An 18,309-nucleotide genomic window follows, 5' to 3' on the forward strand; every position below is an offset into this window, starting at 1 on the left:
GTGAGCAATAATATTAGGAGTAGGTATGGCTGATAAAGAACTCAGATTTTTAGTAGTGGATGACTTTTCGACAATGCGTCGTATTGTTCGAAATCTACTAAAAGAGCTGGGCTTCAATAATGTGGAAGAAGCGGAAGATGGTGCAGATGCCCTGAACAAGCTTCGTTCCGGTGGTTTCGATTTCGTCATTTCTGACTGGAACATGCCGAATATGGACGGACTGGAACTGTTACAGGCTATCCGCGCCGACGGCTCGCTTTCCAAGCTCCCAGTACTGATGGTAACCGCTGAAGCAAAGAAAGAGAATATTATTGCTGCAGCACAGGCTGGTGCCAGTGGTTATGTTGTTAAACCGTTTACTGCCGCTACGCTTGAAGAAAAGCTGAGTAAGATTTTCGAAAAGCTTGGTATGTAAGGAGATGCCATGAATCCACATCCGATGCCCATTAACGATCATGCGTCTGCCACAGAGATTATTTCTCGTATCGGGCAATTGACACGCATGCTGCGTGACAGCCTGAAAGAGCTTGGTTTAGATCAGGCGATCACTGAAGCAGCCGAAGCAATTCCCGATGCTCGTGATCGTCTTGATTATGTTGTTCAGATGACTGCACAGGCGGCAGAGCGTGCATTGAGTTGTGTTGAAGCAGCCCAACCTCGTCAGAACCAACTGGAAGAAGAGTCCAAAGCACTGAAAACCCGTTGGGATCAGTGGTTTGAGAATCCGATAGAACTTTCGGAGGCCCGCGAGCTAGTTACTGATACTCGTAACTATCTTGAGTCGGTCCCGGATCATACCGCGTTTACTAATGCTCAGTTACTGGAAATCATGATGGCTCAGGACTTCCAGGATTTAACCGGGCAAGTAATCAAACGCATGATGGATGTTGTTCAGGAAATCGAGAAACAGTTGCTGATGGTCTTGTTGGAAAATATTCCTGAGAAACCATCGGAAACGCGTCGTGCGAATGAAGGTCTGCTCAACGGGCCTCAGGTTGATAAAACCGCTGCAGGTATTGTTTCCAACCAGGATCAGGTTGATGATCTGTTGGATAGCCTGGGTTTTTGATTTCACCTCGACACCCATTACATCCTCGGTATGAATGGGCATCGTGGCGTAAAGTATGTGGATGTTTACGATCGGGCATGTCCCGATCGTAAATTCCTGTCTCTTGTATTATCCAATAAAATAAATAGCCGCTTATTTTCTTCTTTGTTCTCCCCATAATGCTTTGCCGGATTTTGTCATGCTAGCGGTGTATAACTTTATGTCAGCGAGCATTAACAGGAGCGGCTCTAGTGGCAGATGATAGCGATCTGGAGAAAACAGAAGCTCCCACCCCCCAACGAACAGAAAAAGCCCGAGAAGAAGGTCAGATACCCCGATCGAAGGAGTTGACATCGGTATTCATGCTGATTGCCGGTCTGGCTATTTTATGGGGTTACGGTTCCAGCATGGCTGGAAAACTGACTGACATGATGGCCAAAGGACTGATCTTTGACCATAACCTCATCAGTGATGAGCGATTGTTCATTTCTCATGTCGGTGCATTGCTTAAGCAAGCAATGCTGGCGATTGTGCCTATCTTATTCGGATTGGTACTGGTTGCTCTGGCCGCGCCGGTACTGCTGGGCGGCCTGATTTTTAGCACTAAAGCGATTAGCTTCGATTTTGGCAAGTTGAATCCGTTATCTGGCTTGAAACGTATGTTTTCAACCCATGTACTGGCCGAGTTATTTAAAGCTATCCTAAAGGCCGTCATCGTTGGTTGTATTACGTATTGGTTTCTTTTGCATAACTGGAATAGCATGCTGCATCTTGTCTCTGAGCCCATGGGGATCGCGCTAAAGGATGCGTTAAATATTGCTTTTCTATGTTGTTTTTGGGTAATCATGGGGCTTTTCCCCATGGTCGCTTTCGACGTGGCATGGCAAATATGGAGCCATATTAAACGGCTACGGATGAGCAAACAGGAAATCCGTGACGAATACAAAGAGCACGAAGGCGATCCTCACATTAAAGGTCGTATCCGGCAGCAACAGCGGGCCATGGCCCAACGCCGAATGATGGCTGACGTGCCGAAAGCCGATGTTATCGTCACCAACCCGACTCATTATGCCGTTGCGTTGAAGTATGATGAAAAGAAAATGAATGCACCCAAGGTATTGGCTAAAGGTGCAGATAGGATTGCTCAGCGTATTCGTGAGTTGGGTGCAGAGAACCGCGTCCCAATTTTGGAGGCGCCGCCTCTGGCTCGAGCGTTGTATCGCCATACTGAGATTGGGCAGCAGATTCCTGCCGGATTATATGCCGCTGTTGCTGAAGTGCTTTCGTGGGTCTATCAGCTTAAACGCTGGAAACGTGAAGGCGGATTGATTCCGCGTAAACCTAAAAACTTACCTGTGCCGGATGCACTGGATTTTGCTAAAGAGAAAACAACCGATGGCTAACCTGGCCTCTTTGCTTCGCCTACCCGGCAATATGAAAGGTTCACAATGGCAGATTCTGGCGGGACCTGTTCTTATATTACTCATCTTGTCGATGATGGTTCTGCCGCTGCCGCCGTTTATTCTGGACTTGCTGTTCACATTTAATATTGCGCTGTCGATTATGGTACTGCTGGTCGCCATGTTTACCCAGCGCACACTCGATTTTGCCGCATTTCCTACCATTCTGTTGTTTTCTACGCTGTTGCGTTTGTCACTCAACGTAGCATCGACACGTATCATTCTGATGGAAGGACATACTGGCGCAGGCGCGGCTGGGCGAGTGGTTGAAGCGTTCGGGCACTTCCTGGTGGGCGGTAATTTTGCCATCGGTATCGTCGTATTCATTATCCTGGTACTGATTAACTTCATGGTTATCACGAAGGGGGCCGGTCGTATTGCTGAGGTTGGAGCACGCTTTACACTGGATGGTATGCCTGGCAAACAAATGGCAATTGATGCCGACCTGAACGCTGGGTTAATTGGTGAGGATGAAGCTAAGAAACGGCGTTCGGAAGTGACTCAGGAAGCGGATTTCTATGGGTCGATGGATGGTGCGAGTAAATTTGTTCGTGGTGATGCTGTCGCCGGCCTGATGATCATGGCCATTAATATCATCGGCGGCTTGCTAGTCGGTGTGGTTCAGCATGACATGGTGTTAGGGCAGGCCGTCGAAAACTATACGCTGTTGACCATCGGTGATGGTCTGGTGGCGCAAATTCCGGCGTTGGTGATTTCGACTGCCGCTGGTGTGATTGTGACCCGAGTCAGCACGGATCAAGACGTTGGCCAGCAGATGGTCACCCAGCTGTTTAATAACCCGCGGGTCATGATTTTAAGCGCGGCAGTCTTGGGGCTTATCGGCCTTGTGCCTGGTATGCCTAACCTTGTTTTCCTCCTTTTTACTGCTGCCCTGTTAGGGTTGGCATGGTGGATGAGGAAAGGAGAGGAAAGCAAAGCTGCATTTGCTGCGACTGAGGCTGCAACCGCTACCCCAACGGCACCACAGGTGATCGAGGCCAGTTGGTCTGATGTGCAGCTAGAAGATCCGCTTGGGATGGAAGTCGGGTATCGCCTGATTCCTATGGTTGATTTTCAGCAAAATGGCGAGTTGCTCGGACGTATCCGTAGTATTCGAAAGAAATTTGCCCAGGAAATGGGGTTCCTGCCGCCTGTCGTCCATATTCGGGATAACCTGGATTTACAGCCGGCCAGTTATCGTATTTTGATGAAAGGTGTTGAGATTGGTAACGGCGAGGCTCACCCAGGACGCTGGATGGCGATTAATCCGGGAAACGCGGTAGGTACTTTGCCAGGTGATTTAACTAAAGATCCCGCTTTTGGTCTACCAGCAATCTGGATAGAAAGTGCGCTTAAAGAACAGGCGCAAACGCAAGGATATACTGTAGTCGAGGCCAGTACAGTTGTGGCGACCCATCTGAATCATTTGCTCAGCTTGCATGCCAGTGAGTTATTTGGGCGGCAGGAAGCACAGCAACTGATGGATCGCGTATCTCAGGAAATGCCGAAGCTGACCGAGGATTTCATTCCGAGTGTAGTGACGTTAACAACGTTACACAAGGTTCTGCAGAATTTGTTAAGCGAACAAGTTTCGATTCGGGATATGCGTACAGTTATCGAAACATTGGCCGAACATGCGGCAGTACAGACGGACCCAAATGAATTGACGACAGCCGTGCGTATTGCCCTTGGCCGTGCTATTACCCAGCAATGGTTCCCAGGGGATACAGAGCTTCAGGTTATCGGACTTGATGGTGCTCTGGAGCGTCTACTGTTGCAAGCACTTCAGGGCGGCGGTGGTTTGGAACCGGGATTAAGCGACAGATTGTTGGACCAGGCTCGGCAGGCATTGCAACATCAGGAAGCATTGGGTGCGCCTCCAGTGTTGCTGGTTAACCATGCGTTGCGCGGATTGTTGTCACGTTTCCTGCGTCGTAGTCTTCCTCAAATTGCCGTATTGTCTAACCTTGAGATTAGCGACAGCCGTCAAATCAGAATGACGTCGATGATTGGTGGTGAACTGCCTCGATGAATAAAATGATGATGGTCGTGCTTTGTGGGGCGGCAGTAGCAATGCTGTCGCCCAGGCTCTATGCCCAGCAAGGGGGGTGGAATGCTAATCTCTCTGGGCCATCATTTGATTACAAAGGGATGCTGGCATCTTCTCCCGCTCTGCTTCCCCCTTCTGGATTCGGCATCACGACGGCCCAATCCGTTACCGTCATCTACTGGCGATATCAACTGAAATCGCCAGCACCGGTCGATTTAGCCGTCAAACTCTGTGCGGCTAACCGCTGCGTCAATCTGGACGGTGCCAGCGGGCAAACCTATGGATTGCAAGGCGTCCCTGCTAACAGTGAGTTTAGAATGGTATTTTACGTACCCGGCTCTGGGCGGATGGCTACCTCGGTAGAGGTCGTATCTAACGAAATTGCTGTAAACTATAAGTAGTTCAATAGAAACAAACTATGTGAGCCTTGATGACATCGCGCTTGAGTAAGTCAAAAGAAGAATCAGATGCTGATTCGGCGAGCGGAAATCGAGTTGCGCCGTGACTGACCATCTGGCCCGTACAGTGATTGCGCATGGAGAGGCTTCAGTACCTCGAGTGCTTTTTCGTTATGCTCGAGGTGATAACCAAGTAACAGGCCGTTATGCTGATTTTTATCACGCAACGCTTCGCTTAATTTTGTAACCTGTTGCCAGATTTGAGCGGCAGCAGCATGAACAGCATAAGGTGCCTGTACTCGTAACGCCGACTCGCCCTGAAGCCGAATTTTATCCAGATGTTGGATGGTGGCGAGCAGAGAACTCTTTTTATCGGTAATAACTTGTAGCGCTGGCCCATCAACATGACCGGCACAGAGCAATGATTGCTCATCCGACAATACAGCTTCAAGCTCACGCATATTGAGCAGAAGTTGTTCCAGTAGCTTTACAAGTCTTTCCATTGTGTTACTCGTCTGCAATTAAGTCCTGAGCATTTTTGATTAATGCATCAGCAATTTTACCGACGTTCATTTTTAATGAACCGTCACGAATAGCCTGTTTCAGCGTCTCTACACGCTGCATATCAATATCTTGCGAAGATGGCTGCATCAGCTTGGACTGCGCGTCGCTCAGTTTAACCTGAGTACCCGTTACTGAGCTCTGTTGCCCGGTTTCTTCTTTACGCTTTAATTTTGCTACGTCGCCGGTATCCCGGGGTTGAACCTGGCTTACCGGTTTGACTGACTGGGTCCGATCAATGCTCATGGTAGTGTGCTCATGTCATAAGGGTATATAACGATGATAATTAATGAGATAGCCGTTTGTTCTCTCAGGTGGTACTTGTTTGACCAACATTATCATCAGCGGCGATGTATATCATATCGGCAGCAATGAGCGTTACTTTAGCAAATTATTGTGAGATCAGAATAATCCCATCACCGCTGGCAATACCGGATACAACCTGTCCAGAAGCCGTGCGAGCTCTCGCTGGCTGTCCTGAGGCCGCATTATTCATGGCCTTACCTTCGCTACGAACGCTAAACCCTTCTCCCTGCGCGAGAATCTGTACATTTTGGCCGGCACGAATAACCCAGGGTTTTCTTATCATAACCTGTGTAATCGCCTGCCCCGGTGCGATATCCCGCAAAGCTATGGCGCCCTGAGCTTCTTCCGGTGTGAAAAGCGCTCTAGGAGGAAGTTGGTCTATTCTACCACGTACGGTGCGAATGTCTCCGGCTGCCAGTTCTGATCCCCGGCTCACCGGCGCTGCCGCAACGACATAACTTCCTGTGACCTGCACCTCAACCTGAATAAAACGCCGATCCTGATTGCAACTAACGGAAACCGAAAGATTGCCCCACATCCTTGCATTTCCCGGTAGCGAAATCTGTGGGTTATCGCAAACAGGCCATTGGGCTTCAGGTGTTTTTACTACGACGTTGACTGTATTCGATGAGCCTTTGAAATTATTCGCAAAGAAACGGGATAATTGTGATGCGAGATCGGCAGCATTCACCAGTACCGGTGCAAACAGTATGCATAAAAGCGATAACTGTATGTATTTTCTGATATCTGGCATCCGTCCTGTGCTCTCTTAAACCCAATTAATTTTACGCTACCAGTGTAGCGGCACTTGCTTACAGTTAAGGCAATAAATAGCGCTTCATTTTATGCCTATTCTTTCGATGATTTTAGCAGGATGAGAATTATCCTACGCAGACTAAAGTTTAAATTGCGGAGGGAGCATGCTCGACAAATTAGATGCTGCGCTACGGTTTCAGCAAGAGGCGTTGAATCTCCGTGCTCAGCGTCAGGAGATTCTGGCTGCAAATATCGCTAACGCGGATACTCCAGGGTATCAAGCGCGTGATATTGATTTTGCCAGCGAACTGAACAAGGTCATGGAGAAAGGGCGCGTCGACGGTCAATCCGTCTCGTTGAGTTTGACATCTTCACGCCATATTCCGGCACAGACGGCACAGCCGCCAGCACTCGATCTGCTCTACCGCGTCCCTACTCAACCCGCTCTTGATGGCAATACTGTCGACATGGATCGCGAACGCACCAACTTTGCGGATAATAGCCTCAAGTATCAGGGTAGCCTGACGCTCATCAATGGGCAGATAAAAGGGATGATGTCGGTACTTCAGTCTGGATCATCATAACAGGATTGGCGGCGGATATAAGGTTGATGTCTCATGTCGTTACTTAATATTTTTGATATTTCCGGTTCGGCGCTTTCAGCTCAGTCTCAGCGCCTTAACGTCAGCGCCAGTAATTTGGCTAACGCAGATAGCGTCGCTGGTCCAGATGGTCAGCCCTATCGTGCTAAACAGGTAGTTTTTGAGGTCGATGCCGCTCCAGGGCAGGCGACGGGGGGAGTGAAGGTTGCGAAGGTCGTCGAAGATCCTTCTCCCGAAAAACTGGTCTATCAGCCGGGTAACCCTCTGGCCGATGCCAAAGGCTATGTCCGCATGCCAAATGTGGATCCTGTCAATGAGATGGTCAACACCATTTCGGCGTCCAGAAGCTATCAGGCGAACGTGGAAGTATTGAATACCACAAAATCGATGATGCTGAAGACGTTAACTATCGGTCAGTAATCTGGAGGATTCATGGCTACCACTTCTTCTGTCAGTAACGTCCAAGGCACATCGTCTACATCGGCATCCTCATCTATCAGCGGTAATAGCAGTGCTGATCTACAGAATAGCTTTCTGACGCTGCTGGTTGCGCAGTTGAAAAATCAGGATCCGACCAATCCTATGGATAACAACCAACTGGTTTCGCAGTTGGCACAGCTAAATACGGTAAGCGGTATCGAGAAGCTGAATACGACTCTCGGTTCTATCTCTACTCAAATCAACAGTAATCAATCCGTTCAGGCGGCTTCATTAATCGGTCATGGCGTGCTGGTGCCCGGTTCAACCGTACTGGTGGGTAAAGGAACGACGACACCGTTCGGCGTTGAACTGGAGAATTCTGCTGAGAATGTCACCGTCAATATTACCGACAGTTCCGGCAAAGTTGTTAACACAATGGATCTGGGGTCGCTTAGAGCAGGGGTACATGCATTCTCTTGGGATGGGAAAGCCACCGATGGTACGACTGCGCCGGATGGCTCCTATACGATTTCAGTTTCCGCTACCTCGAACGGCACTCAGCAGGTGGTTCAGGCTCTGAACTATGCGTACGTAAACGGTGTGGTCACCAACAGCAGCGGAGCATTGCTGGATCTGGGGCTGAGTGGGCAGTCCACGCTGGATAACGTACGCCAGATTTTGTAGCAGTTACGGATATAACGCGCGTCACTTTTTAGTGAATAACAGTTCATCAATATTCAGGAGAGCACTATGAGCTTTTCTCAGGCGGTCAGTGGGTTAAACGCTGCCTCTAACAATCTGGACGTGATTGGTAACAACATTGCCAACTCCGCTACTGTTGGTTTTAAGGCCAGCAATATCTCTTTTGCTGATATGTATGCCGGTTCCAACGTCGGTTTGGGTACTCGTGTTGCATCCGTATTGCAGGATTTCACTAACGGTTCAATTAACAGTACATCTCGTGCATTGGATGTCGCTATTAACGGTAGCGGTTTTTATCGTCTGCTGAATGGCAACGGTAGTGTGGTTTACAGCCGTAATGGTCAATTCACGTTAGATAGCAGCCGCAATATCGTTAATGCGCAGGGCTTGCAACTGACTGGCTTCCCAGCTACTGGGACGCCACCAGCGATTCAATCGGGTGCGGATCCGGTGGGTTTGAGCATTCCAGAAAACACCATGTCGGCCAAGGCGACCAATATTGCGTCGATCATCGCCAACCTGAACTCGTCGGACAGCACAAATACCTGGAACGCTACCGACCCGACCAATACATCCAACTATAAAGGTTCCATCACGACCTACGATAGTTTGGGTAACGCACATAACTTTGCGTTGTATTTTGTGAAAACCGCAGCCAATAACTGGGATGTCTATGCACAGGACACCAGTATTACTGGTGCAGGCTTCCAGGGGCCGACCAGATTGACGTTTGATACCAGTGGCGCATTGGTCCCTACACCGCCTGCAACTGCCGTTACGCCAGTGACTCTCAGCATGGCGTCTCTGAACGGTTCTGCTGCAAGCACATTTACCCTGGCGTTCACCGGTTCTGTACAACAGAACAGCGGTTCAAACAGCACCAAGACACCGACTCAAGATGGCTATGAACCTGGTGAATTGACGGGCTACAGCATCAGCAACGACGGCAGCGTTATTGGTTCCTATTCCAACAAGAGAACCCAGCTTCTGGGACAGATTGTGCTGGCTAACTTTGCTAACCCGGAAGGGCTTTCTCCGCAAGGCGATAACGTGTGGGCCGCAACCAACAACTCTGGTCAGGCGGTGGTGGGGTCAGCGGGTACTGGTAACTTCGGGAATCTGGTGGGCAAGGCAACGGAAAGTTCCAACGTCGATATGAGTAAGGAACTGGTCAACATGATCGTTGCTCAGCGTAACTATCAGTCGAACGCTCAGACCATCAAAACACAGGATCAGATCCTTAATACCTTGGTTAACCTGCGTTAATTATCATAACGAGGATATTGCATGGATCACGCTATCTATACAGCGATGGGCGCGGCAAGTCAGACGCTGGAACAACAGGCCGTTACGTCGCATAACATGGCTAACGCCTCTACGCCGGGCTTCCGCGCACAACTGGCTGCGATGCGTGCTGTGCCAATCCAGGGCGTCACTAATGAGACGCGCACGCTGGTTATTTCGTCGACGCCGGGGGTGGATACCACCCCTGGTTCAATGGATTACACCGGTCGCTCGATGGACGTTGCGCTTTCTCAGGATGGCTGGCTGGCTGTTCGAGCAGCGGATGGTAGTGAGGCTTATACCCGTAACGGTAATATGGAAATCAATTCCAACGGGCAGTTGGCCGTTCAGGGGCGACTGGTGATGGGCGATGGCGGCCCGATAGAGGTTCCGCCTCAGACACAGCTCACCATCGGTCCTGATGGTACTATTAATGCGTTAAATCCCAGTGATGCAGCAAATACTGTTACCCAAATTGGGCGTTTAAAACTGGTCAAGGCTACGGCGAACGAAGTCACTCGTGGTGACGACGGTTTTTTCCGTGTTTCCCCTGCGGCGCAGCAGCAACGTGGTGCGGTATTGCAGAATGATGCCACGGTCAGGGTAATGCCGGGTGTGTTGGAAGGCAGTAACGTCAATACGGTTGAGTCGATGGTGGAGATGATTTCCAACTCGCGCCGTTTTGAGATGCAGATGAAAGTGATTAGCAACGTTGATGACAACACGCAGCGCGCTAATCAGATACTTGCAATGAATTAAGTGCCTTTGCGCACAGGAGTGACTCGATGATCCGTTCTTTATGGATTGCCAAAACCGGTTTGAATGCCCAGCAAACCAATATGGATGTGATATCCAACAACCTGGCGAACGTCAGTACCAATGGTTTTAAACGTCAGCGTGCTGTATTTGAAGATCTGATGTATCAAACCGTGCGTCAGCCGGGAGCACAATCATCAGAACAGACGACGTTGCCGTCAGGTTTGCAATTGGGGACAGGGGTACGCCCGGTGGCAACCGAGCGCATTCATACGCAAGGCTCTTTTTCCGAAACCGGTAACGTCAAAGATTTGGCGATAAAAGGTGCGGGTTTCTTCCAGGTATTGATGCCTGATGGTACGACCGCTTATACCCGCGATGGTTCTTTCCAGCAGGATTCTAACGGTCAGTTGGTAACATCAAGCGGTTTTCAGGTACAGCCGGTTATCACTATCCCTGCGAACTCCAGTAATCTGACGGTAGGGCGTGACGGGGTGGTGACCGTTACTCAGCAAGGTCAGGCTGCGCCGGTTCAGATCGGTCAACTTAACCTGGCGATGTTTATCAACGAAGCTGGGCTTGAGAATCTCGGGGAAAACCTGTACGCGGAGACGGCCAGTTCTGGTGCACCTACCCAAAGTACGCCAGGTCTGAATGGCGCCGGGCTGATTTATCAGAAATTCGTTGAAACGTCGAACGTGAACGTTGCTGAAGAGCTGGTCTCGATGATTCAGACTCAGCGTGCGTATGAAATCAACAGTAAGGCTATCTCGTCTACGGACCAGATGCTGCAAAAACTGACCCAGTTGTAATCTCTTCTGGGCGCGCTTGTTAAGCGAGGGTGGCGTTTTACTGATTTGCGGTTTTTATGCAAATAGGTGAAGTCGCCACCTTGATTCAATGTGTAGATAGGTTACTGAAAGTAAGGCGATATCCGTAGTGATGATGAATACGAAGTCGGTTGCAGCATTGCAGCCATGTCGGCTCCGGTTGCTGGCATACGTGATGATGTTAACACTGTCCGGTTGCGCCTATGTACCTCATGACAAGGTGGTGACGGGAGCAACGACAGCCCAACCAGCCCCGCCTTTACAGGCCATTCCCAACGGTTCCATTTTCCAGACCGGGCAAGCGATGAACTACGGATATCAGCCGATGTTTGAGGATCGTCGTCCAAGGAACGTAGGGGATACGCTGACTATCGTGCTGCAGGAAAACGTCAGTGCCAGCAAGAATTCATCGGCAAATGCCAGCCGTGATGCGTCCGGCTCATTTGGGATGACCGCAACGCCGCGCTTGTTGGAAGGCCCATTAGGTAACAACCGGGCAGCATTTAATGCTACCGGAAAAGATGATTTTACCGGAAAAGGCGGCGCTAATGCGAACAACACGTTCACCGGTACAATTACGGTTACGGTGGACCAAGTGCTGACAAACGGTAATTTGCACGTTGTGGGTGAAAAACAAATTGCAGTGAATCAGGGAACTGAGTTTATTCGCTTCTCTGGGGTGGTAAACCCAAGAACTATCAGCGGCAGCAATACCGTGCCGTCAACGCAAGTGGCGGACGCGCGTATGGAATATGTGGGTAATGGCTACATTAACGAAGCACAGACCATGGGTTGGCTGCAGCGCTTCTTCCTTAATGTTTCGCCGTTCTAAATTGATGAGGCACATAATGCGGATCACTTCAGTTTTTACCGTTTTTCTTGCTCTGCTGGTTATGGCGGTTCCGCCGGCATCAGCCGAGCGTATCCGCGATCTGGTGACTATTCAGGGCGTGCGTGATAACGCGCTTATTGGCTATGGTCTGGTTGTAGGACTGGATGGTACGGGCGACCAGACCACGCAGACCCCGTTCACCACTCAAAGTTTGAATAACATGCTGTCCCAATTGGGGATTACCGTTCCCGCCGGCACCAATATGCAGTTGAAAAACGTAGCCGCGGTTATGGTGACGGCTAAATTGCCGCCATTCGCCCGTTCCGGACAGGCGGTCGATGTGGTTGTGTCCTCTATGGGGAACGCTAAAAGCCTGAGGGGCGGTACCTTGTTGATGACGCCGCTGAAAGGCGTGGATAATCAGATCTATGCTATCGCACAGGGAAACGTCCTGATTGGCGGGGCGGGTGCCTCTGCCGGCGGCAGCAGCGTGCAGGTTAACCAAGTCTCGGGTGGTCGTATTAGCGGCGGTGCGATTGTTGAGCGTGAGCTACCGAATACTTTTGGGACCGGCAATACGATTATGCTGCAACTGAATCAAGACGATTTCACGATGGCGCAAAGCATTAGCGATGCGATTAACCGTTTCGGTCGCGGTGGTTCTGCCGCGCCGCTGGATTCCCGGACCATCCGGGTTGTTGTGCCGGCGGGTAACAGTTCTCAGGTCCGGTTTCTGGCGGATATGCAGAATATTGAAGTCAATGTCGGCACTTTGGATGCCAAAGTCATCATTAACTCGCGCACAGGTTCTGTCGTGATGAACCGTAATGTCCAGTTGGAAAACTGCGCTGTTGCACAAGGTAACCTGTCCGTTACGATTAATCAGCAGAACGTGGTTAGCCAACCGAATACACCGTTGGCGGGTGGACAAACCGTGGTCACGCCGCAAACGGAAATTTCTATGCGCCAGGAAGGAGGCGCATTGCAGCGTGTAAATTCAAGCGCCAACCTCAACAGCGTAGTCAGAGCGTTGAACTCACTTGGGGCCACGCCGATGGATTTGATGTCGATTCTTCAGGCGATGGAAAGTGCTGGTTGCTTGCGAGCGAAGCTGGAAATTATCTAATGAGAGAGATGAAGGCGTTTAACAACCCGGCTTATGAAACACAGTCGCTTAACTCACTGAAGCGCGATGTGTCGAATCATCCCCAGGGCCGGGAAGGGATTCGTGCTGTTGCTAAACAGCTGGAAGGCGTCTTCGTACAAATGATGATGAAAAGTATGCGTGATACGCTGCCAAAAGATGGCATTTTCAGTAGTGATCAAACACGTATGCTTACATCAATGTATGACCAACAGCTTGCGCAGCAGATGTCGTCGGGCAAGGGAGTCGGTCTGGCTTCCTTGATTGAAAAACAGATGATGGGGCAGGGGATTGCCGGAACTGAACAAGCCGCGTCGCCAACACCGTTCAAGCCCGATAGCCAATTAGCTCGAGAAATGCCTTCGTTGGTAATGGAACAGATGGTGCGTAAGGCAATGCCTAAGCTACCAGAAAAATCATCACCGTTGCCGATGAGTAGCTCCGACTTTATCTCCCGCTTGTCTACACCGGCTATGTTGGTTAGCCAGCAAAGTGGTATTCCTCATCATCTGATTATGGCGCAAGCCGCCCTGGAGTCGGGTTGGGGGCAGCATGAGATCCCGACCTCTGATGGCCGGCGCAGCCATAATATTTTTGGTATTAAAGCCGGCAGTAGCTGGGATGGTCCGGTAACAGAAATTACCACGACAGAGTATGAGCAAGGTGTGGCCAAAAAAGTGACTGCGGCTTTCCGGGTATATGGCTCCTATCTGGAAGCGCTGAACGATTACGCTAAATTGCTAACGCAGAATCCCCGCTATGCCGCCGTATCCTCAGCAGCAACAGCAGAACAAGCGGCAGTAGCATTACAGCAAGCTGGATATGCGACGGACCCAGCTTATGCGAAGAAACTGGTCAGTATGATTCAGCAGATGAAAAATTCAGGTGAAAAAGCCGTTCAGGCTTATACACATGATCTGAGCGGGATTTTCTAATTTTTCTCAAGTTTTCAGCCCGCCTGCCGATAGTCATACAAGTTAATTTATAACGACGATATCTTTTTGTGCCCGGCAATAGAATTGTGCCCTGTCTGCGCATGAGTAAGAGTAAAGGAACCCAGCATGTCCAATTTGATTAATACCGGAATGAGTGGTTTGAGTGCTGCACAAGCAGCGCTGAGCACTGTCAGTAACAATATCAGTAATCAGGCTGTTGCAGGGTATAGCCGTCAAAATGCACTGTTGGCACAGAACAACGGCACCAATGTTTCCGCCGGTTATATTGGTAATGGTGTTACCGTTGTCAGTATCAATCGTGATTATAACGACTTTGTTTCCAAACAATTACGTTCGGCGCAGACAACCAGCAGTTCTACTGCTGCCTATTACGAGCAGATTTCCAAGATCGATAACCTGTTGTCGAGCAGCTCATCCAGCTTGTCTACCAACATTCAGGATTTCTTCAAAAATTTACAGAACCTGACCAGTAACTCTAGCGATTCGTCAGTACGCCAAACCGTACTCGGCAAGGCTAGCGCTTTGGTTAACCAGTTCAAGATTACCGATCAGTATCTGCGTGATATGGATACTAATATTAACGGCGAGATTTCCGTCACCGTTTCGCAAATCAACACCTACGCCAAGCAGATTGCCGATATCAACGATCAAATCGTCCGTCTGAAAGGCGCTAATAATGGTGCTTCGCCCAATGATCTGCTGGATCAGCGCGATAATCTGGTCAATGACTTGAACAAGTTGGTCGGTATCGATGTTGCGGTTCAGGACGGCGACGTTTACAACATCTCGCTGAAGAATGGCCTGACGCTGGTACAGGGAAAAAATTTCAACACACTTGCCGCTACGCCATCCAGCACTGATCCTACCCGCACAACCGTTTCTTATAATGATACGATTGCTGGCTTAAGCGAAGTGAAGGAGAGCGCGATCACAGGCGGCTCTCTTGGCGGTTTATTAAATTTCCGCACCAGTACGCTGGATAGCGCTCGTAACCAGTTAGGGCAGATGGCGCTGTCATTTGCCGATGCTTTCAATCAGCAGCATAAACTCGGGTTCGACTTAAACAATGTGCAGGGAGGAGACTTCTTTGGTGTTGGTTCTTCTGTCACATTGAAAAGCGCCAATAATACTTCTGCTGCCGAATTGACTTCTGCATATTTGAACGACACGTACTCGCTGCAGTACAACGGGACATCCTGGAGCGTTACCCGCTCGGACGGTACCTCGGCAAGTTCAACCCTCTCCGGCTCTGCCTTGACCTTTGATGGTTTCACTATCGATATCTCTGGTTCGGCCGCTTCAGGCGATACTTTTAGCTTCAAAGTATCACCAGGAAAAACGTCAATTTCGCAGACCGCACCTACAGGGTCTACATCTGCCGCTTCGCTGACGCGAAATGATAGCAACTACATCAAGGCGAGTGATTACAACGTCAAATTTGTTGGTCCGTCAGCGAGTGACTGGTCTATCACCCGTTTGTCGGATGGCGCTAACCTGTCTTCCTCTGCGACGTATACCGCAGCCAGTGGTTCGACGCCGGCCAGCCTGATTTTTGATGGGATGAAACTCGATATTACAGGAACGCCGGCAGCTAAAGACCTGTTTATGGTCAAGGGCGTTCGCGATGTTATCGTAGATATGTCGGTGAAAGTAACGGACTCATCCAAGATTGCAGCGGCTGGCGCTCCCTTGACATCTGCAGGTGGCGGTGTAAGTGATAACACTAACGCTAAGGCGTTGTTGAATCTGCAAACGGCTAAAGTCGTCGAAAACAAATCTAGCGTTAGCCAGGCGTATGCCAGTTTGGTGGGCGATATCGGCAATAAAACCAGTACGGCTAAGGTTACCGATACATCCCAGAAGAATGTCGTGAAGCAGTTGACTACCGAACAGCAGTCTGTGTCCGGCGTCAATCTGGATGAAGAGTACGGTAATTTGGTGCGTTTTCAGCAGTATTACATGGCAAATGCCAAGGTAATCCAGACTGCTTCGACTATCTTTGATGCCCTGTTGGCGATTCGCGGTTAATTTTGTGACGGCAAAACAGTAAGGAACAAGTTATGCGACTGAGTACCAGTATTATTTTTCAGCAGGGTATGCAAGGCGTCACAGATGGCTTATCCACTTTTAGTAAAACGGGCCAGCAATTAGCCAGTAACACCCGGGTGCTTACCCCTTCTGATGATCCGATTGCTGCATCCAAAGCGGTTATGGTTAATCAGGCGCAGAATCAGAATGAGCAATATACGCTGGCCAGAACCTTCGCTAAGAATGGTATGAATGGTGAGTTGTCCGTGCTGACTAACGTAGTGACTGCATTGACCACTGGCAGTACGACCCTTATCAGTGCCGACGGTACCAAAAACGATAATTCTCGCCAGATGATTGCAACATCATTGCGTGGCCTGAAATCTCAATTGCTTAATTTGGCAAACAGTACTGATGGTAACGGCAATTACATTTTTGGTGGTTACAAGACTAATATCCAACCATTTACTACCAATGCTTCCGGCACCGTCAGCTATGTAGGTGGTACCCAGGCGATTTCCCAGCAGGTAGATGCTAATCGGATTATGACCGTCGGGCATATTGGTTCGGATGTATTCAATAATGCAAGTGGTACTGCCGATATTTTCAGCGCGCTGGATAGCGCTATCAGCGCGCTTGAAACCCCGCTGGAGGGTGCTACCGACGCAGTGAAAAGCGCTAATACTGCATCACTCAACGGCGCCATCCAAAGTATCAGGAGCGCATTGACTAATGTGTCTTCTGCTCAAGCAACGTTGGGTGTTCAACTGCAAGAGATCGACACGCTGGATAGTATCGGCACTGATCGCACTATGGCAAACAAAGAGACGTTGAGTGACCTGGTTGATATCGATCTGGTTGCGACCATTTCGGCTTACATGATGCAACAACAGTCTCTGCAGGCTTCATACAAGGCATTTAGCGATATGCAGGGCCTCTCGCTGTTCCAACTTAATAAATAATAAAACGGAATAGCGATCCAGTATTTGGATACGCTTAAACCGGGCGTATTCTTTTTGGCATGTCATCCTTTATAAGATGACATGCTTTTTTTTACTGTACATTTTGATAGCGGAATCAGTGAGTGGAATGATTACCCGGCGAGATGGTTCAGTAAATCAGCCAGCAGATCGTAAGTTTCGCCGAATAATTTTTCGGCGTAGGGTGAGATAAGGAATATCAGAAAGCCGACGGTGATAATGCCGGTGAAAAGGGTGATAGGAAAACCGATAGCGAAGATGGTTAGTTGTGGCGCTAGTCGGCTTAATAACCCCAGTGCCATGTTAATTGTTAATAATAAGGTGATAAGCGGCAGAGCAAGCATCAGACCATTAGAAAATATCCGTCCTCCTGCTTCGGCCAGACTCATGAATACATTACCGCTGACGGGCCCGGCACCGATGGGAATAGTGTGGAAACTATCAGCGAGTAGTGATATCAGCCATAAGTGCCCATTCATGGTCAGGAAAAGTAATAGTGCCAGTAAATTCATGAATCGAGCGATCACCGGCATGTTAGGACCACCGCTAGGGTCAAAAAACGTGGCGAATGAAAGCCCCATCTGAAGACCAATAATCTCGCCGGCCAGCCGAATCGCGGTAAACGCTAATTGCATGGTAAACCCCAGCATGACCCCGATCACGACTTGCTGAAACAGCATCCAGATACCTGCCGCAGAGAAAATAGGGATTGAGGTATGGGGAATGGCTGGCATGATGGCGATGGTAATTAATACCCCGAGCCCGAGTTTTACCCGGCGTGTAATAGCCCGTTCGCTAAAAATAGGAGCAGTGCTAATCAACGCCAGGATTCTGACCAGCGGCCAAAAGAATTGGTTGAACCAACCGATCATATCGATGCTGCTGAGGGTGACCATATCTATCCAATCATATTAGGGAATTGGCTAAACATTGTACGCATATAGTCCAGAATGACACTGAGCATCCACGGGCCGGCGACGACCAGCGTGAAAAATACCGTTAGAACTTTAGGGATGAATGATAAAGTCATTTCGTTGATTTGTGTGGCTGCCTGAAGCAGGCTAATAATCAAACCACTTACCAATGCGGCGATAAGAGGAGGGCCTGCCAACATGAGTGCTATTTTCATTGCTTCATAGCCTAAAGCCATGACGGATTCAGGAGTCATAAAGACATTCCTCTGATGTGATAAACAG

General features: G+C 49.5%; 21 protein-coding genes. 16 read left to right on the forward strand and 5 right to left on the reverse strand.

All coding sequences use genetic code 11. The annotated features are described in order from the left end of the window. The first annotated feature begins 25 nt into the window (after window positions 1–25). The 5 genes from cheY (at window position 26) to FDP13_RS06085 (ending at window position 4,959) form a co-directional block, all read left to right on the forward strand. Window positions 26–415 (forward strand): chemotaxis response regulator CheY, encoded by a 390-nt coding sequence (cheY, locus tag FDP13_RS06065; protein ID WP_012769271.1) that lies wholly within the window; start codon window positions 26–28, stop codon window positions 413–415. Window positions 416–424: 9 nt separating this feature from the next. After that, complete coding sequence (gene cheZ, locus FDP13_RS06070) at window positions 425–1,069, forward strand: protein phosphatase CheZ (protein ID WP_012769272.1); 645 nt, start codon at window positions 425–427, stop codon at window positions 1,067–1,069. Window positions 1,070–1,299: 230 nt separating this feature from the next. Continuing rightward, window positions 1,300–2,451 carry a flagellar biosynthesis protein FlhB gene (gene flhB / locus FDP13_RS06075; protein WP_143839028.1) on the forward strand — a complete coding sequence of 384 codons (1,152 nt, stop codon included), beginning with the start codon at window positions 1,300–1,302 and terminating at the stop codon, window positions 2,449–2,451. Further along, window positions 2,444–4,540, forward strand: coding sequence for a flagellar biosynthesis protein FlhA (flhA, locus tag FDP13_RS06080; protein ID WP_143839029.1), 2,097 nt, complete (start codon window positions 2,444–2,446; stop codon window positions 4,538–4,540). Before flhB ends, flhA begins: the two co-directional genes overlap by 8 nt. Next, a complete protein-coding gene (locus FDP13_RS06085; RefSeq protein ID WP_012769275.1) occupies window positions 4,537–4,959 on the forward strand; it encodes a flagellar protein FlhE in 423 nt (140 codons plus the stop codon). Before flhA ends, FDP13_RS06085 begins: the two co-directional genes overlap by 4 nt. A 62-nt stretch (window positions 4,960–5,021) precedes the next feature. On the opposite strand, the gene FDP13_RS06090 is transcribed toward FDP13_RS06085, so the two are convergent. From FDP13_RS06090 to flgA, 3 genes are all read right to left on the reverse strand, one after another. Then, window positions 5,022–5,459, reverse strand: a complete 438-nt coding sequence (locus tag FDP13_RS06090) for a flagella synthesis protein FlgN (protein ID WP_033576284.1) — start codon at window positions 5,457–5,459, stop codon at window positions 5,022–5,024. Window positions 5,460–5,463: 4 nt separating this feature from the next. After that, the gene (flgM, locus tag FDP13_RS06095) at window positions 5,464–5,763 is read right to left on the reverse strand and encodes a flagellar biosynthesis anti-sigma factor FlgM (RefSeq protein WP_012769277.1); all 300 of its coding nucleotides are present in this window, start codon (window positions 5,761–5,763) and stop codon (window positions 5,464–5,466) included. A gap of 145 nt (window positions 5,764–5,908) precedes the next feature. After that, window positions 5,909–6,577 carry a flagellar basal body P-ring formation chaperone FlgA gene (flgA, locus tag FDP13_RS06100; RefSeq protein ID WP_012769278.1) on the reverse strand — a complete coding sequence of 223 codons (669 nt, stop codon included), beginning with the start codon at window positions 6,575–6,577 and terminating at the stop codon, window positions 5,909–5,911. A 166-nt stretch (window positions 6,578–6,743) separates the two neighbouring features. Between flgA and flgB the strand changes: the two genes are divergently transcribed. From flgB to flgL, 11 genes are all read left to right on the forward strand, one after another. After that, entirely contained in the window at window positions 6,744–7,163 is a 420-nt protein-coding gene (gene flgB, locus FDP13_RS06105; RefSeq protein WP_012769279.1) for a flagellar basal body rod protein FlgB, read from the forward strand. Between the two features lie 33 nt (window positions 7,164–7,196). Beyond that, on the forward strand, window positions 7,197–7,601 hold the full coding sequence (gene flgC / locus FDP13_RS06110; protein ID WP_143839030.1) for a flagellar basal body rod protein FlgC: 405 nt from the start codon (window positions 7,197–7,199) through the stop codon (window positions 7,599–7,601). A gap of 12 nt (window positions 7,602–7,613) precedes the next feature. Further along, window positions 7,614–8,285 (forward strand): flagellar hook assembly protein FlgD, encoded by a 672-nt coding sequence (gene flgD, locus FDP13_RS06115; protein WP_012769281.1) that lies wholly within the window; start codon window positions 7,614–7,616, stop codon window positions 8,283–8,285. 66 nt (window positions 8,286–8,351) lie between these two features. Next, the gene (flgE, locus tag FDP13_RS06120) at window positions 8,352–9,569 is read left to right on the forward strand and encodes a flagellar hook protein FlgE (protein ID WP_012769282.1); all 1,218 of its coding nucleotides are present in this window, start codon (window positions 8,352–8,354) and stop codon (window positions 9,567–9,569) included. A gap of 21 nt (window positions 9,570–9,590) precedes the next feature. Next, the gene (locus FDP13_RS06125; protein WP_012769283.1) at window positions 9,591–10,346 is read left to right on the forward strand and encodes a flagellar basal body rod protein FlgF; all 756 of its coding nucleotides are present in this window, start codon (window positions 9,591–9,593) and stop codon (window positions 10,344–10,346) included. Between the two features lie 26 nt (window positions 10,347–10,372). Further along, entirely contained in the window at window positions 10,373–11,155 is a 783-nt protein-coding gene (flgG, locus tag FDP13_RS06130; RefSeq protein WP_012769284.1) for a flagellar basal-body rod protein FlgG, read from the forward strand. A gap of 133 nt (window positions 11,156–11,288) precedes the next feature. Then, entirely contained in the window at window positions 11,289–12,005 is a 717-nt protein-coding gene (locus FDP13_RS06135; protein WP_033576328.1) for a flagellar basal body L-ring protein FlgH, read from the forward strand. 16 nt (window positions 12,006–12,021) lie between these two features. Then, the gene (locus FDP13_RS06140; protein ID WP_012769286.1) at window positions 12,022–13,131 is read left to right on the forward strand and encodes a flagellar basal body P-ring protein FlgI; all 1,110 of its coding nucleotides are present in this window, start codon (window positions 12,022–12,024) and stop codon (window positions 13,129–13,131) included. Then, window positions 13,131–14,084, forward strand: coding sequence for a flagellar assembly peptidoglycan hydrolase FlgJ (gene flgJ / locus FDP13_RS06145; protein ID WP_143839031.1), 954 nt, complete (start codon window positions 13,131–13,133; stop codon window positions 14,082–14,084). The genes FDP13_RS06140 and flgJ overlap by 1 nt, the downstream gene beginning before the upstream one ends. Window positions 14,085–14,210: 126 nt before the next feature. Next, the gene (gene flgK, locus FDP13_RS06150; RefSeq protein WP_012769288.1) at window positions 14,211–16,133 is read left to right on the forward strand and encodes a flagellar hook-associated protein FlgK; all 1,923 of its coding nucleotides are present in this window, start codon (window positions 14,211–14,213) and stop codon (window positions 16,131–16,133) included. 32 nt (window positions 16,134–16,165) lie between these two features. Further along, window positions 16,166–17,095, forward strand: coding sequence for a flagellar hook-associated protein FlgL (flgL, locus tag FDP13_RS06155; RefSeq protein WP_033576283.1), 930 nt, complete (start codon window positions 16,166–16,168; stop codon window positions 17,093–17,095). Window positions 17,096–17,226: 131 nt separating this feature from the next. On the opposite strand, the gene fliR is transcribed toward flgL, so the two are convergent. Together fliR and fliQ are read right to left on the reverse strand one after the other, a co-directional pair. Next, entirely contained in the window at window positions 17,227–18,009 is a 783-nt protein-coding gene (gene fliR / locus FDP13_RS06160; RefSeq protein ID WP_012769290.1) for a flagellar biosynthetic protein FliR, read from the reverse strand. Between the two features lie 2 nt (window positions 18,010–18,011). After that, on the reverse strand, window positions 18,012–18,281 hold the full coding sequence (gene fliQ, locus FDP13_RS06165; RefSeq protein WP_012769291.1) for a flagellar biosynthesis protein FliQ: 270 nt from the start codon (window positions 18,279–18,281) through the stop codon (window positions 18,012–18,014). Between the last annotated feature and the right edge of the window lie 28 nt (window positions 18,282–18,309).

The sequence above is a fragment of the Dickeya sp. ws52 genome (assembly GCF_007210685.1).
GTDB lineage: Bacteria > Pseudomonadota > Gammaproteobacteria > Enterobacterales > Enterobacteriaceae > Dickeya > Dickeya chrysanthemi.